General features: G+C 58.1%; 13 protein-coding genes. 8 read left to right on the top strand and 5 right to left on the bottom strand.

Annotation, left to right across the window (positions count from 1 at the left end; translation table 11 throughout):
- Positions 1 to 6 precede the first annotated feature (6 nt).
- Together FHP24_RS17200 and FHP24_RS17195 are read left to right on the top strand one after the other, a co-directional pair.
- Positions 7 to 498: a MarR family winged helix-turn-helix transcriptional regulator gene (locus FHP24_RS17200; protein WP_139677447.1), complete on the top strand. Its 492-nt coding sequence runs from the start codon at positions 7 to 9 to the stop codon at positions 496 to 498.
- Positions 495 to 1,181: a GNAT family N-acetyltransferase gene (locus tag FHP24_RS17195; RefSeq protein ID WP_139677446.1), complete on the top strand. Its 687-nt coding sequence runs from the start codon at positions 495 to 497 to the stop codon at positions 1,179 to 1,181. Before FHP24_RS17200 ends, FHP24_RS17195 begins: the two co-directional genes overlap by 4 nt.
- Here FHP24_RS17195 and FHP24_RS17190 read toward each other — a convergent pair.
- Together FHP24_RS17190 and FHP24_RS17185 are read right to left on the bottom strand one after the other, a co-directional pair.
- Positions 1,178 to 1,678, bottom strand: coding sequence for a GNAT family N-acetyltransferase (locus FHP24_RS17190; RefSeq protein WP_139677445.1), 501 nt, complete (start codon positions 1,676 to 1,678; stop codon positions 1,178 to 1,180). The genes FHP24_RS17195 and FHP24_RS17190 overlap by 4 nt on opposite strands.
- A gap of 1 nt (position 1,679) precedes the next feature.
- Positions 1,680 to 3,869 (bottom strand): anthranilate synthase, encoded by a 2,190-nt coding sequence (locus FHP24_RS17185; RefSeq protein ID WP_139677444.1) that lies wholly within the window; start codon positions 3,867 to 3,869, stop codon positions 1,680 to 1,682.
- Positions 3,870 to 4,201: 332 nt separating this feature from the next.
- Here FHP24_RS17185 and FHP24_RS17180 point away from each other — a divergent pair, with 332 nt between their 5' ends.
- Entirely contained in the window at positions 4,202 to 5,437 is a 1,236-nt protein-coding gene (locus FHP24_RS17180; protein WP_246091791.1) for an extensin family protein, read from the top strand.
- A 7-nt stretch (positions 5,438 to 5,444) separates the two neighbouring features.
- Here the strand turns inward: FHP24_RS17180 and FHP24_RS17175 are convergent, their stop codons facing one another.
- Both FHP24_RS17175 and FHP24_RS17170 read right to left on the bottom strand, forming a co-directional pair.
- Positions 5,445 to 5,756, bottom strand: coding sequence for a hypothetical protein (locus FHP24_RS17175; RefSeq protein WP_139677442.1), 312 nt, complete (start codon positions 5,754 to 5,756; stop codon positions 5,445 to 5,447).
- 145 nt (positions 5,757 to 5,901) lie between these two features.
- Positions 5,902 to 7,581, bottom strand: coding sequence for a formate--tetrahydrofolate ligase (locus tag FHP24_RS17170; protein WP_139677441.1), 1,680 nt, complete (start codon positions 7,579 to 7,581; stop codon positions 5,902 to 5,904).
- Between the two features lie 290 nt (positions 7,582 to 7,871).
- Here FHP24_RS17170 and FHP24_RS17165 point away from each other — a divergent pair, with 290 nt between their 5' ends.
- The 5 genes from FHP24_RS17165 (at position 7,872) to FHP24_RS17145 (ending at position 13,905) form a co-directional block, all read left to right on the top strand.
- A complete protein-coding gene (locus FHP24_RS17165) occupies positions 7,872 to 10,226 on the top strand; it encodes a TonB-dependent hemoglobin/transferrin/lactoferrin family receptor (RefSeq protein ID WP_139677440.1) in 2,355 nt (784 codons plus the stop codon).
- Between the two features lie 128 nt (positions 10,227 to 10,354).
- Entirely contained in the window at positions 10,355 to 10,888 is a 534-nt protein-coding gene (locus FHP24_RS17160) for a TIGR00645 family protein (RefSeq protein ID WP_139677439.1), read from the top strand.
- A 122-nt stretch (positions 10,889 to 11,010) separates the two neighbouring features.
- Positions 11,011 to 12,345, top strand: a complete 1,335-nt coding sequence (locus tag FHP24_RS17155) for a GGDEF domain-containing response regulator (RefSeq protein WP_139677438.1) — start codon at positions 11,011 to 11,013, stop codon at positions 12,343 to 12,345.
- Between the two features lie 353 nt (positions 12,346 to 12,698).
- Positions 12,699 to 13,400, top strand: a complete 702-nt coding sequence (locus tag FHP24_RS17150; protein ID WP_246091790.1) for a response regulator transcription factor — start codon at positions 12,699 to 12,701, stop codon at positions 13,398 to 13,400.
- A gap of 34 nt (positions 13,401 to 13,434) precedes the next feature.
- Entirely contained in the window at positions 13,435 to 13,905 is a 471-nt protein-coding gene (locus FHP24_RS17145; protein ID WP_139677436.1) for a PAS domain-containing protein, read from the top strand.
- Between the two features lie 114 nt (positions 13,906 to 14,019).
- On the opposite strand, the gene FHP24_RS17140 is transcribed toward FHP24_RS17145, so the two are convergent.
- Positions 14,020 to 15,183 (bottom strand): DUF2333 family protein, encoded by a 1,164-nt coding sequence (locus tag FHP24_RS17140; protein ID WP_139677435.1) that lies wholly within the window; start codon positions 15,181 to 15,183, stop codon positions 14,020 to 14,022.
- Positions 15,184 to 15,216: the final 33 nt, after the last annotated feature.

Below are 15,216 nucleotides of genomic sequence, written 5' to 3'. Positions count from 1 at the left end.
GACTTTGTGACCGAGGATATCGTCCGTGATCTGGGCCTTTTGACGCTGGGCAGTCGCCTCAAGCGCATCGGAGAAAACCTTCAGGCCGATACGCAACGCATCATGCAGGGGCATGGCGTCACCGTTCAGGTCACCCAGTATCCTTACCTGGCTGCGCTCCACAGGGATGGCGCATTGACCGTCGGTGAAATCGCCGAAGCAGTCGGCATTTCCCAGCCGGGAGCGACCCGCGCCGTTGGACAGCTGGCAGACGCCGGACTTGTGGATATCTCCGTCAGCGACGACGACCAGCGCCGCCGTCAGATCTCGTTGACGGATGCCGGGCGTGACGTGATCGTCTTCGCCAAGGAGACCGTCTGGCCGGATATCGAGGCGGCGGTGACCGATCTTTGCGACGGTTTCGGGGCTGACCTACTCCTACACCTCGCCGCCATCGAAGACGGCCTTGCGCAACGTCCTTTGACCCAACGTACTTTGAAAACTGGAAAATCCCGATGACCCACATCCTCGATCGCCCCGCCTGGAACGCGCTGGCCACCATCCACGCGGCCTTCGCCGAAGGCACGTTGCTCGCAAAGCGTTACGACCCTTCGATCGTGCCGTTTGCGGCCATGAAGGACGACACATCCGAAAGCATTGCGGCTCTCACCGATCTGGCCGCAGCAAACGAAACCCTGGCATTGGTTGAGGCCCGGCCGATCCCTGCCCTTCCCCTGTTCGAAACCGTCATCGACGCCGTGCTGGTGCAGATGCTGGCCGAAAAACCGTTCGAACGGATCGCCGATTCACGCATCATGGCCTTGAGCGAACAGGATGCAGCCGACATGCTGGCGCTCGCAATCCTCACCAAGCCCGGCCCCTTCACGCTGAAAGCCCAGTCTCTTGGAAAATTCTGGGGCATCCGCATGGACGGCCGGCTCGTCGCCATGGGCGGCCAGCGCATGCGCCAGCCGGGTTTTGCCGAACTGAGCGGCCTTTGCGTCCACCCGGATTTTCAGGGCAAGGGGCTTGGGAAACTAATGCTACGCTTCGTCGCCGGCGAGATCTCGGCCGGCAATGAAACCGTCTATCTGCACGCCTACAAGCACAATGAGGGAGCCGTCGGCCTCTACCGCTCGCTCGGCTTCGCAATCCGCAGCGACATGTATTTTCACCTGGTGAAGCGGACGGAAACTTCCTAACCGAAGATCATCGCCATGTTGACGCTGTCGATGTAAAAACCATCGATCCTCACAGCATCGCGGGCAACACCTTCATGCTCGAAGCCGACCTTCTCATAGAGGGCGATCGCGCGAAGATTGTCCGCATGTGCATTGAGTTCGATCCTGTGCAAACCCGCAGCCCTGGCGGCATCGAGCGCGGCGGTAATCAGCCGCCTGCCGAGGCCACCGTCACGATAGCCGGGGATAATACCCATCCCGAGCGTGCCGCAATGGGCCTGCGCATCCCGCGCTGCGCGACGGATATCGCACCACCCGACCACCCGGCTGCCGGAAACCGCCACCATATGCGGATGTCCGGCGGCGATATTGTCGCGAACGAAAGCCAGCATCGCCTCGAACGGAGGCGCTTCAAGAAAGATCAGGTACTTCCGCTCGCGCGCCACGATGTCGAGGGCTTCGCGAAAACCCTCGACATGATCTTCCCGTATCGGTTCGATACGGATCTCATCCGTCATCTTACGCCGCCTTCGTCTCGCGCTTGCGGGCCAGATGCGCCACGACATTTTCGATCATCCGCATCCCGGCATCGCCGCCGAGCGTCATGATCGATTCCGGGTGGAACTGCACGGCCGCGATCGGCTCCTTGGCATGTTCGATGCCCATGATCGTGCCGTCTTCACTCTCGGCAGTGATGATGAAGTTCGGATCGAGCGTCGCCGGATCGGCAAAGATCGAGTGATAACGCCCGACCGTCACCTCCTTGGCAAGACCGGAAAACACGATGCCCGGCTCCAGCACCCGGATACGCGACGGCTTGCCATGCATCGGAATGGCCAGATGCCGAAGCTGACCGCCATAGGCTTCCGCCAGCGCCTGCAACCCGAGGCAGACGCCGAAGATCGGCAGGTTTTTCGCCCGCGCCGTCTTGATCGTCGCCTTGCAGTCGAAATCCTTCGGGTTGCCGGGTCCCGGCGACAGCACCACGAGATCGGGATCGATCCGGTCGAATACCTCTTCCGGCACCGGCGTGCGCACGGTGGAAACCGTTGCCCCGGTCTGGCGGAAGTAATTGGCGAGCGTGTGGACGAAACTGTCCTCGTGGTCGACGAGCAGGATCTTCACCCCCTCGCCCACGCGGGCAACGTCGCGGGACACCTTGCCCGTATTGCCGGCACGGGCATCACGAATGGCTGAGATCATGGCGGATGCCTTCAGTTCGGTTTCGGCCTCTTCCTCTTCCGGATTGCTGTCGTTCAGCAGCGTCGCACCGGCGCGCACCTCGGCAATGCCGTCCTTGACGCGGATCGTGCGCAGCGTCAGGCCGGTATTCATGTCGCCGTTGAAGCCGACCATGCCGATCGCACCACCATACCATGCGCGCGGGCTCTTTTCATTGGCCTCGACGAAGCGCATCGCCCACAGTTTTGGCGCACCGGTGACGGTGACAGCCCAGGCATGCGACAGGAAGGCATCAAAGGCATCCATGTCGGGGCGCAGGCGACCTTCGATATGATCGACCGTGTGAATGAGACGCGAATACATCTCGATCTGCCGGCGCCCGATGACCTTCACGGAGCCGGGTTCGCAGACGCGCGACTTGTCGTTTCGGTCGACATCGGAGCACATCGTCAGCTCCGACTCGTCCTTCTTCGAATTCAACAACTTGAGGATCTGTTCCGAGTCGGAGATCGCATCCTCGCCACGCTTGATCGTCCCGGAAATCGGGCAGGTCTCGATCCGGCGACCGGAGACGCGCACGAACATTTCCGGCGATGCACCGATCAGATATTCCTGGTTTCCAAGGTTGATGAAGAAGGAATAGGGCGACGGGTTGATCGCCTTCAGCCGGTTGGAAATCTCGGAAGGCTTGGAGTCGCAGCGTTCCATGAATTTCTGGCCGGGCACGACTTCGAAAAGATCGCCGCGACGAAAACTCTCTTTGGCCCTGGTAACGAGCTGGGCATATTCCCCGGGCTTGTGGTCGCCCTTCGGCGGCATTGTAGTTGTGCGCTGGAAAGGATCAGGCGAAATTTCCTGTCCCTTGCCCTCGGTCGTCACGCCACCCTTGGCAAAATCGTAGCGATCGACCCAGGCCTTGGCTGCATGGTGGTCGACGACCAGAATTTCATCGGGAAGAAACAGCACCATGTCGCGCTGGTCTTGTGGCCGCTCCATCGACAGCTTGATTGCGTCGAACTGGAAGGCCAGATCGTAACCGAATGCGCCGAACAGGCCGATCGCCGAATCCGCGTCTGAATAGAACAGATCGACGATCGCGCGCAGCACGGTAAATACCGTCGGCATTTTCGAGCGTTCTTCCTCGGTGAACACCCGCGAAGGCTTGTTGACGGTGAGGTCGAGACGGTGGGCAGTCCGCTCTCCGAGCGTCAGGTCCTCGACGGCAGCAAGCCGGTGGGCAACGAAACCCAGCAGCACTTCGCCGCGCTCGTTATAGGCTTCGATCCAGACTTCGCGACCGTTGCAGGTGATCCCAAGCGGCGGATCGACGATCGCCGTATCCCAACGGGTATAACGGCCCGGATATTCGTAGTTCGACGAGAAGACGGCGCCGCGGCGCTCATCCAGCCTATCGACATAGGAGGAGATTGCGGTTGCGTATTCCGCCGGCCGGCGGGCGCGGCTGACGGTAATGCCACCTTTGGTCTCGTACGTCTCCGAACCGTCGTCGCGAATGATCGTCACCATAATAATGCCCTTGCCTCTTCGATCTGGTTCGCCCGGTCCGCAAAGCGGCCAATAAAAAAGCCGCCTCGGTTCTCGGGCGGCTTGGTCTCGTCTTGTCGATGGACATGACTGGTCAAGGCCGCGTCAGCGTGCCCACCACCAGTTACCGTTGTTGTTCATCGAAATCGTCATGGCCGGAATTGTTAGCGTGGCTCTTGTGTACACGCAAGCGCAAAAATATCGCCGGTCGATGCGACCAAAAGCGGGACATCCGCGTTGCTTCTCTCGCCGGGCGTCCGATCTATCCGCCAGACGACCGGCCATGGTCATCACGGCCCGGAGGTTGGAACTGGATGAAGCGGTCTCTTTACATGCTTGCCCTGAGCGCTCCCTTCATGCTCGGCGCATCCCTGCCACCTTCCCGTCCGATCCCGCAGGCGCAAAGCACCGATCTTGTACAGGTGAACGTTCTGGATCAATTCCTCAAGGACACGGGCATCAGGAAACAATCATCCTCCCCCCAACGCAGCAGGTCCCGCACCGCAAGTCAGCGCGGTTCGATACCCAAACCACCACCGCTCGCCAGTGTTCCACTGCCGATCGAAAAGCCGACGCCAGAGACCCAATCTGCAACGAAGGAGGTTGCGGCTCCGGAGCAGACGCCGAGCACAACACCCGTTCCCAAGGTTGAAGAGCCTCCCGTATCAACGCAATCGCAGGTGCAAAAGACCATCGCCGAAAAGCCTGCAGCACCCGAAACGCCAAAGCCCGACGACACCCCTCAGCCTCCGGCGGTCGAGACGGTAAAGCCGCCTGTCGTCGAGCAGCCCGCCACGGCGACCGAGCCGGCACGCGAAGCCGAGGTTCCGAAACCCCTTGCCAAACCCGAACCGGATACGGCAACGACCGACACCAGCAATCCGGCGAAGGATAACGAGCCCGTAAAGGACGAAGCAACGCCGGCCGACAAACAGGCCGAAGAAGGCGAGACAAAAAAGGCCGAGAGCCCTCCCCCGCCGCCGCTGGTCAAGGAGGATCCGCAGGAACTGCAGGCCTGCCTTGCCGACCTGAAAGCGATCGGCGCGAAATTCCAGGCGAACGATCCGATCGACGATGGCAATGGCTGCGGCATCGAGCACCCCGTCGATGTGGCGGAAGTCCTGCCCGGCGTCGATCTCGGCGGTGCGACCATGCGCTGCAAAACGGCGCTGACCATGGCCCATTGGCTGAAGGATACCGTCCAGCCCGCCATGAGCATCGCCATGCCCGGCCGCAGGATCGTCGGCCTTGTCCCCGGCTCCACCTACCAGTGCCGCCTGAGAAACAGTGCCTCGACTGGAAAAATTTCGGAACATGCCCGCGGCAACGCCTATGACGTCGCCGCCTTCAAGCTGGACAATGGCGAAAGGATCGAGATGAAACCGCGGACGGAGGACTCGACATTGGAAGGCGCCTTCCAGCGCACCGCCACCGCCGGCGCCTGCCTGCACTTCACAACCGTCCTGTCACCAGGCAGCGACGAGGCACACGAGGACCATCTGCATCTCGATATTCTCGACCGAAAAGGTGGTTATCGCTATTGCCGATGATGCTCGATTACTGCTGCGTCACCGTGAAGGACGATCCGTTTCCGGCATCACCGCTGGACGTTCCCCTCGTCGGAGCAGGCGCCAGATCAAGCACCGGCGAGCAGATGCGCACGATGCGCGACTGACCGTACTGGGTGACCTTCAACAGGCCGCACTCCTCGTTGACATAGGCCGTCCGAACATAGTGCCGCTGGCTTTTCGCAGCCGGCGGATAATAACCCCCGACAAGATCGGCCGCGCTCGCCGGCAATACCGCAAAAGCCCCAAGCGCAGTGGCTGCAGCGATCGACAAAAGGTGTTTTCCAAATACGATCGACATGAAACTCTCCGGACGGGATGAACGAGGATCGGCGGTTTGTCCTATCCTGCGCAGCATCAATTCCAAATTCAAGCTCGGGTTCCCGCAATGCTTTCCCGCAGCTTGATATAAACGGTCCAAACCGCAAGCGGCTTGGACAATATATCTAGAACAATCCCTCGATCTGCCCATCGTCATTGAGAAAAATCCGCTCGGCAGCCGGCAGCCGCGGCAAGCCAGGCATTGTCATGATCTCGCCGGTGATCGCCACGATGAAGCCTGCACCTGCCGAAAGCCTAACCTCGCGCACATGCACGACATGCCCTTCCGGCGCACCGCGCAGGGTGGGATCGGTCGAGAAGGAATATTGCGTCTTGGCGATGCAGACCGGCAGATTGCCATAACCCTGCGCTTCCCACGCCTTCAGCTGGTCGCGAACGGCTTTGTCCGCCGTCACCTCGCCAGCGTGATAAATCTTCGACGCCACCGTCTCGATCTTCTCCATCAACGGCGTTTCGTCAGGATAGAGCGGCTGGAAATTCGCCTGCCCGCCATCGGCAAGCTCGACCACCTTGTAGGCCAGTTCCTCGATCCCCGCAGAGCCCTGACCCCAATGGCGGCAGAGGATCGCATCCGCACCCAGCCGGTCGACATATTCCTTGATCGCAGCGATTTCGGCATCTGTGTCTGAGATGAAGTGGTTGATGGCGACGACGACCGGCACGCCGAACTTGCGGACATTGGCGGCATGTCGGCCGAGATTGGCGCAGCCCCGCGTCAGCGCCTCGACATTTTCGACGGAAAGCTCTTCCTTCTTCACCCCGCCATTCATCTTCAGCGCCCGGATGGTCGCGACGATCACCGCGGCATCAGGCTTCAGGCCTGCCTGCCGGCATTTGATGTCGAAGAACTTTTCCGCCCCCAGATCGGCTCCGAAACCGGCCTCCGTCACCACGTAATCGCCGAGCTTGAGCGCCGCCTTGGTGGCGATCACCGAATTGCAGCCATGCGCGATATTGGCGAACGGCCCGCCATGCACCAGCGCGGGATTGTTTTCGAGCGTCTGCACCAGGTTCGGCTGCATTGCATCTTTCAGCAGCACAGCCATCGCCTTGTCGGCCTTGAGATCCCGCGCATAGACCGGCGAGCGATCGAACCGGTAACCGACAACGATCTGCCCGAGCCGCCGTTCGAGATCGGTGAGGTTTTCGGCCAGACACAGGATCGCCATCACTTCCGATGCGACGGTAATGTCGAAACCACCCTCGCGCGGAAAACCGTTCTTCGCGCCGCCGAGCGACATGACGATCTCGCGCAGCGCCCGGTCATTCATGTCCATCACCCGCCGCCAGGTGATGCGACGGATATCGATATCGAGTTCGTTGCCCCAATACACGTGATTGTCGATCATTGCCGAGAGCAGGTTATGCGCAGAGGTGATCGCGTGAAAATCACCGGTGAAGTGAAGATTGATATCCTCCATCGGCACGACCTGAGCATAACCACCACCGGCCGCACCGCCCTTTGTGCCAAAACAGGGTCCGAGCGATGGCTCGCGCACGCAGATGACAGCCTTTTTGCCAATCCGATTCAACCCGTCGCCGAGGCCCACCGTCGTCGTCGTTTTCCCCTCGCCGGCCGGCGTTGGATTGATCGCGGTAACGAGGATCAGCTTGCCGTCCGGTTTGCCCTGCAGGGAGGCGATAAAATCGGCACCGATCTTCGCCTTGTCATGACCGTATGGGATGAGATCATCGGCCGAAATGCCGAGCTTTTCGCCGATCGCCGAGATCGGCTGTTTTTTCGCCGCTCGGGCAATCTCGATATCCGACTTCACATCCGCCATGTCGGCCCTCCTGTATGTAAATTCCTGCAAATACTTGAGACATCAGATAACCAACCGCTGGTGCCCTGCATAGCTAAATCCCTGCGCGATTTGTTGAAATACCACAGCCGATAACCAGCTCGCACAAACTTGAGTTTAATAGTCAGATTCAAACTTGACTATTTTTGTGCACATTTCTAACACATTTCGCGGGGCTTCCGTTTTCGCGGAAATCAAACAGTTTTTTCAACTCCACATGCGCCGACAGGCTTCGACGCGTGACGATCAAGCATGCCTTTAAGGGGAATTTAATGGGGTCTATTATTTCAAGGCAGAGTTATCTTTTCGCTGGCTCGGCTCTTTTCATGGTGTTTTCTGCGACTGGCTCTGCTCAGGCGCAGAATGCGACAACACCTGCCACACCAGCACAGCAGGCGCAGACACAGAACGGGACAACAACCGAACTCGCCCCGATCGAACTGCGCGCCGGCCGCACTTCGCAGGTTCCGGCAGCATCTCCGCTTACCCAGACGACCGAGCGTCAGGTCATCCAGCAACGGATGGTCACCGATTTTAAGGACTTCGCCCGCCGCGTTGATGCCGGCGTGAACTTCAATAGCGCCAATCAGAGTATCAACATCCGCGGCCTCCAGGATGATCGCATCCTGACCACGATCGACGGCATCCGCCAGCCCTGGCTGGTCGATCCGCGTGGTGTCCAGGGTGGTATTACAGCCTTTGATTTCGACAGCCTGTCCTCCGTGGATATTACCAAGGGCGCGGATTCCAGCCGCTTCGGCAGTGGAGCGCTGGGCGGCACTGTAGAATTGAAGACACTCAATCCGGAAGACATCATCGACAGCGGCAAGAATTTTGGCGCGCTAACGAAAAGCACTTACGATAGCACCGACGACAGCTTCGGCAACAATGCTGCGATTGCAGGCCGTTCCGGCGATACATGGCTGCTTGTACAAGGCTCGTTCAAGAAGGGCCACGAGACCAAGACGAATGGCGATGTCGGCGGGTATAACACCACCCGTGGCGATGCCGATCCAGCCGACTTCTGGCAGCGCAACCTCCTGGTCAAGTTTCATCAGTATCTTGAAGGCGGTCATCGTTTCGGCCTGGCCGGCGAGGTATTCGATCGCAACAAAGATATCGACAGCAAGCGTGGAACGACCTTGACGAACTATGAGCAGGGGAGCCTGCGAAGTGGAGAAGACGTCAATCGTAAGCGTCTATCCGGCTCTTACGACTTTATCTCTCCAGGAAACGAGGACATCGTCGATCAGGCGAATGTGACCGTATACTGGCAGAAGGAACAACTCCGCAACACAACGGACGGCTTCCGCCTGAGAGATGGCCGCGCCGACATTCCAAGCATTGGCGGCGCGCCGAGCGGCGAAGACCTCCTTTATGGCTTCCCGACAGGCATATACACTCGCGACAACAAGTTGCAGCAAACATCCTACGGCATCAACGGCAGCGCCTCCAAAGAGGCGACACTCGGCGGTTTCGACCATAACTTCCGCTTTGGCGGCGATCTCTATTGGACGAAAACACACCAGTATTCGGCCGGTGAGGATAATTGCCCAGACGTCGACTGGTCCACTATTCCGCAGTTGACCATCTTTGGCACGAGCCTGGGTCCACAAACGTGCCGCATGCTGCATTCCAACTCGTCCGATATGGCCGATGTCAATGGCGTAACCTTCGGCGCATTTGTTGAAGACGATATCAAGTTCTTCGATGACCGTCTGACGCTCACCCCCGGCGTTCGCATGGACTGGTACAGCTACGACCCGAAGGATACGCCCGAATACCAGGCGAGCCCTAACTACGATCCGGCCTATTTGCAGAAGTCGGATGATTTCGGCATTTCGCCGAAGCTGCGTGCCGCCTGGAAGGCGACGCAGGAACTCGAACTTTTCGCTCAGTATACCCGCGGCTTCCGTGCCCCGAACGTTCTGGAACTTTACCAGAACTACGGCGCACCAGGCTCCTATGCACGCATCGGCAATCCAGAGTTGGAAACCGAAACCAGCAACGGTTTCGAGATCGGCGCCAAGTATCAGGCAACCGACTATGCCCTGCAGGCGACAGTCTTCAATAATTACTACCGCAACTTCATCGATACAGTGGAACTGGCAGCCCCTGGTGGCGAATATCCTGTCGGTGGCGTAACCGGCTACGAGAACCGGAACAAGGTCCATATCTACGGCGTGGAACTTGGCGGACAGTGGCAGTTCCAGGAGAACTGGCGCACCTGGGGATCCTTCGCTTGGACCTATGGCAAGGACACGGAAACCGGTGATTATCTGAACTCGGTTGCACCACGGCGCGCTATTCTTGGCGTCGGCTATTCGACTGAGACTTGGGGTTCAGATCTCTCGCTCACGCTTGCCTCTGCGCATAGCAAGGTTGCCGACGACGATAACGATTTCAAGGCTCCCGGTTATGGCCTCGTCGATGCAACTGTCTGGTGGACGCCGGAAAAGGTCGGTGAGTTCGACCTCACCGGCTTGAAGGTTCAGGCGGGCGTCTTCAACGTTTTCGACAAGAAATACTGGGATGCAGTCAGCACGCCGGATACTGTCAGCGGCAACGCCGATTATTACACCGAGCCGGGCCGCACCTTCAAAGTCTCGATTTCGAAGAAGTTCTGATATTTTCCTGACCAAGACGGAAACGCCGCATTCGAAAGAATGCGGCGTTTCTCATTTTCGAATGCTCTTGCGGACGTCAAATAGTGTCTTTATGGGCAGAACAGCGCACCCCAACCGGAGAGCATCTGATGAAATCGCTGGAACTGCTGGTCGAGAAGATCATCCTCTCGAGTCGTTGGCTGCTGGTCGTCTTTTACATGGGGCTTGTCGCCGCGCTGGCGGTCTATGCACTTTCTTTCGTCTACAAGTTCTGGAAAGTCGCACAGAACGTCTTCACGCTCGGCGAAGCGGAAATGATCCTCGCGATGCTCGGGCTGATCGATGCAGCACTTGTCGCAAGCCTCATCGTCATGGTGATGATTTCAGGTTACGAGAACTTCGTCAGCCGTTTCGACGAGACTGAGGCTGACGTCTCCTTCCTCGGCAAGCTCGATGCCGGCAGTCTCAAGATCAAGGTCGCCTCATCGATCGTCGCGATTTCCTCCATCCACCTGTTGCAGATCTTCCTCAACGCCGCGCAATACACCGACGGGCAGCTGATGTGGTACACCATCATCCACCTCACCTTCGTTGTTTCTGCCGTCATGCTCGGCTGGCTGGAACGGATCATGGCCGCCGCCAAGGCCGACAAAAACGAAGGCAAGCCCGAAGCGCATCTGTGATGCGTTTCCGCGGCCTTCCGTCGCGGATGGAAATGGCAACCGCGAAAGCGCTGATGCCGGCCGAATAATTGATTCGTAATTCATCTCGCTTATCCGATGCATAGAATGTTCCGGAGAACGACATGACGGTAGGTCGCGAGAATTTGCTTTCCATCAATGGACTGCGATTGAGGCAGGGAGAACGAATACTCCTCGTTGAGGATTCCGTCGCGCTGTCGACCTTGCTGACCCAGCGGCTGGAAGAGGAAACCGGTGCGATCGTCACGCGTTGCGGTTCTTTGACGCAAGCCCGCAGGAATATTGCGGAAGGCACGTTCCTGCTTGCCCTGACCGGCCTCAATCTTCCCGATGCCCCCGATGGCGAAATCCTCGACCTGTTGCTGGAAGCATCCATTCCGACGATCGTGTTTACAGCCACGTTCGATGCTGACACGCGGGAACGGTGCACCAGGAAGGAGATCGTCGATTACATCGTCAAGGATGGCGCGAAAACCGTGGACAAGGTCGTGCATACCGTCGGCCGTATCCTTGCCAACAGTGCCCACAAGATACTCGTTGTCGACGATGCCCGCTCTGCCCGCTCCGAACTCGTGGAAATTCTTAGCCGCCAGAACTTCCACGTTCTGGAAGCGCGCTCGGGCCGGCAGGCGCTTGAAATCCTGACGGCCGACAAGACGATCGACCTCGTCATCACCGACCACCACATGGCCGATATGGACGGATACGAGCTGACACGCCGCATCCGTCAGACCCGCAATTCCGAACAGCTGCGCATCATCGGCATCTCCTCGTCGTCGGACCGTCTTCTGTCCGCAAGCTTCCTCAAGGCCGGCGCCTCGGATTTCATCTACCGGCCGTTTGTGCATGAGGAACTCAAATGCCGCATCGACAACAATGTCGAGACGCTGGCCCAGCTCAATCATCTTCGCCAGTTGGCGGAGCAGGATTATCTCACCAGCCTTGCCAATCGGCGGCATTTCTTCGCGACCATGCGGCAGCGTGGAAGAGCTGCCATGCAGGGCTCCATCGCCCTCCTCGATATCGACCATTTCAAGACGGTGAACGATACCTATGGCCATGATGCCGGCGATGCCGTGCTACAGGCAATTTCGACCGCCATGGCCGACATGTGCGCCACTGCAAAGCACATGCCTGCCCGCATCGGTGGCGAAGAATTCGCTATATACCTGAACCAGCTGGATGCCTTTCAGGCACATTCATTCTGCGAGGAGTTGCGCAGAAGAATCGGCGAACTGGTGATTGAGACCGGCAGCCGGCCCATATCGGTCACCCTATCGATCGGCGTCGTCGAGTTCGAGCCGGATGAAACTTTCGAAAATCAGCTGAACGCTGCCGACCAACTTCTCTATCTGGCAAAGGCAAACGGCAGAAACCGGGTCTACTCCACCCTTACCATCCCCGAAGCGATCAACCCGATAGCCTCAGCCAGCGGCTGAGATCGGGATAAATATCCGTTGCCGATGGCCTGCCAAAACGTTTGCGTCGAACATTCAAGCGGGTTGGCAAGTGGGCGGGCGTCAGACCATTTCCAGACTTTTCGAACGAGATAAGCAGGTTTTTTTCGCCCGACGGCGAAAAAAACCAAACGTGAGCTTATTTCGATGGCGTTGGCATTTGCCCATAAGTCACTGAAATCAAATGGTTAACATGACTAAATATCATAAAATCTGTTAACTGGTGGAGTTTCCACCAGTTTCTGCTAGATATTAGACCCAAGTAGTATATTTATTAACAATAACATAGCTCCCTTGAACCCGAAAAACTGATGATAACTCACGAACGGCAATCGGTGCTGAGCAGCGAGATATCTGCGGCCCATTCGCAAGAAGGTTTATTCTTGGCCTTGCGACGGGTGACGCATGAATTCAGTTTGCAACACGTAACGTTGCTATCGCTGAACAATCCCGACGAGAAACTTCTGTCGCGGATGATTGTACAAAGCAGCATCCCGGAGCCTTATTTCGCGGAATTCGACCGAAAACGCCTGCTCGATAAATGTGCGCCTGCTGACATCATCATGCAGACGAAATTGCCGTTCTGCTGGTCGATCGGCGATCCGTTGCCATCTCGTCCGTTCACGATCGATTCCGGCATCGAAGATCTTCAGCGACGCTACGGCCTCATCACCAGCGTCGCGATGAAGCTTTATTCCCTTGAAGGTGAGCGTTTCGTCATGCGCTTCGATGGCGCCCGCCCGCGTCTCACTCAGGTCGAACTCAACGAAATTGGCATGATCACTTTGCATGCCTTCGACATGTTCGAAAAGATAAGGCGCAACGCACGCAAGGCAACACCGTCTCCCCTAACCGTCCGGGAGCTGGAAGTAGTTCGCTGGACAGCCCAGGGCAAAACGTCCGCAGAGATCGGGCAGATCCTCACCTTGTCCGACCACACGGTGAACGCCTACATGACCAATGCCATCAAGAAGCTCGATTGCGTCAATCGGACCCAGCTGGTGGCGAAGGCGCTGCGGCTGAGACTCATAGCGTAAGTTCAAGTCAGCCCCGGCTGGAGATCATCTGAAATTGGCATCCTGGATCGAGCATTCGCGCAAACCTTATGAAGCCCAGCACCAGGTTGTCGGCTTGAGCGATAAGGAAGTACTGGAACTTGTCGGGTCCTTCCGCCTCTGTGGTTTCTGGCGTTTCAATGTCGATAGCGGCCATCTCTTCGGCACTACCGAATATTGTCAGATTTTCGGCATCGAGCACAGCGACGGCCCATTGGACGTCGTCAGGCTGAGTGCATCAATCCACCCGGATGACCTGACCGTCATCATGGAGACTTTTGAGCGTGCGAGCGCTTCGCGGCTGACCTTCCACAATCTCTACAGGGTCAAGACCGGCCCCACGAGCTTCAAGTTCGTACGCAGCGTCGGCAAGTTCCGCGCAGACGCCGCCGGACAGGGCGACGTCATCGGCATGACCTACGAGCTTTTCCCGCAGGCGAGCACAACGATCGGCTTCATTCCCGATGACGAATTGCTGAAGGGCTAAACACCCTTCTTTTTATAGCAATTCCAGCAAAAGTAGGAACCGGTTTTGCGTCCGGAGTTGAGTACAAACAAAGCGATAGAGCAGTTTTGCGTTTCGAAGAAAGGCGGAAATGCTCTATCGGTCTAGAACCAGACGGATCTCGACCAGATTGGACCGGACACGCAGCGTGTAGAAACCCATCACGGCCAAGTGCGTCGGCATGATCCAGCCGTCTTCCGCACCGTTCGAGATGATCGCCGGCTGGATGCGCAATGCGGCCTGCATCTGCTTCAGCATATCGGTCCAGAGCGGAGCAAGGTTGCGCTCGCGAATGACCTGCGAGAAATCGGCGCCGGCAGCGGAGAGAATTGCGTAATAGCCATAGATCTGCCCGTAGGCAAACCAGAAGCGGTCGTCCGCCCGCGTATCGAACCAGCCGCCATTATAGTTTTCCGAACGCTCGCGAAGGATGGCCGAGGTGCTTCCGAGATCGTTGGCCACCCGGTCGATGAACTGCACCAGATTGTCGGCGCGGCTGTCGAACGTCGCCGAGCAATTGCTAAGTTCGGTGTTGAACTTGTGCAGGCTGTTGATTGCGGCTCGATAATAGCTCGGTGTTGGCGTCTTAGGGCCAAATGGGCTCAGTCCGAAATACCACGAATATTCGTCGAACTGCAGATTGCTGCGCGCATCCTGAAGGTTGATGTTGACGCCCGACGTGCCCCTCATCCGTGCCAGCGTATCGACCAGCTCGACCGAGGTGCGGCGCACGGCCTGGTTCACGCCGCGCTGGAACGATGCCTTGTTGTCGAGGAAAGGCGTATGATCCCAGTCGACCCCGAAAAAGCCGAGACGATAGAGAAGCATGGATGAAATCCATGCATTCTGGTTGACGTTCATGTCGGTAAGATCGGCACTCGCATCCGCAATAGCCGATGTCTGACACTGTCTGACGGATGCAGCGGCTACACCGGATGGCCCGGCTGCCTGTGCCTGCGCCTCCACGCCAGGCACCGGCAATTCCTGCCCTGCCGGAATGTTTCGCTCGTTCCAGCGATAGGTATCGACGAAATTCGGGTCAAAATTTCGCCAGACCTGCGTTTGCCAGATGAAATAGCCGTAGAGAGAGACCAGCAGGACGAGAAAGACGGCAATCGGCCCCTTCACCCAGAGACGGCGTCCGCGATACCATCCATGCGCTGCCATCAGCGGCCAGATCAACCAGGCGGTCAGTATCCTGACACCCCGCCCTATGGCAGCGGCCACGCCTCGAAAAAATCCGATGATCTGGTCGCGCATCTAGTCCTCCTGGAAGCCGATCGGTCACCGCTG

This window comes from Aliirhizobium smilacinae (assembly GCF_006335145.1).
Classification (GTDB): domain Bacteria; phylum Pseudomonadota; class Alphaproteobacteria; order Rhizobiales; family Rhizobiaceae; genus Neorhizobium; species Neorhizobium smilacinae.
The sequence above is the reverse complement of the archived record's forward strand: the minus strand, read 5'-3'. Positions and strand labels throughout refer to the sequence as shown.

What these genes read in the sequence shown, in the direction of transcription:
- FHP24_RS17140 (WP_139677435.1), bottom strand. Translation starts at nt 15,183, where the DNA reads ATGCGCGACCAGATCATCGGATTTTTTCGAGGCGTGGCCGCTGCCATA.
- FHP24_RS17175 (WP_139677442.1), bottom strand. Translation starts at nt 5,756, where the DNA reads ATGTCGATCGTATTTGGAAAACACCTTTTGTCGATCGCTGCAGCCACT.
- FHP24_RS17180 (WP_246091791.1), top strand. Translation starts at nt 4,202, where the DNA reads ATGAAGCGGTCTCTTTACATGCTTGCCCTGAGCGCTCCCTTCATGCTC.
- FHP24_RS17160 (WP_139677439.1), top strand. Translation starts at nt 10,355, where the DNA reads ATGAAATCGCTGGAACTGCTGGTCGAGAAGATCATCCTCTCGAGTCGT.
- FHP24_RS17155 (WP_139677438.1), top strand. Translation starts at nt 11,011, where the DNA reads ATGACGGTAGGTCGCGAGAATTTGCTTTCCATCAATGGACTGCGATTG.
- FHP24_RS17195 (WP_139677446.1), top strand. Translation starts at nt 495, where the DNA reads ATGACCCACATCCTCGATCGCCCCGCCTGGAACGCGCTGGCCACCATC.
- FHP24_RS17190 (WP_139677445.1), bottom strand. Translation starts at nt 1,678, where the DNA reads ATGACGGATGAGATCCGTATCGAACCGATACGGGAAGATCATGTCGAG.
- FHP24_RS17165 (WP_139677440.1), top strand. Translation starts at nt 7,872, where the DNA reads ATGGGGTCTATTATTTCAAGGCAGAGTTATCTTTTCGCTGGCTCGGCT.
- FHP24_RS17170 (WP_139677441.1), bottom strand. Translation starts at nt 7,581, where the DNA reads ATGGCGGATGTGAAGTCGGATATCGAGATTGCCCGAGCGGCGAAAAAA.
- FHP24_RS17185 (WP_139677444.1), bottom strand. Translation starts at nt 3,869, where the DNA reads ATGGTGACGATCATTCGCGACGACGGTTCGGAGACGTACGAGACCAAA.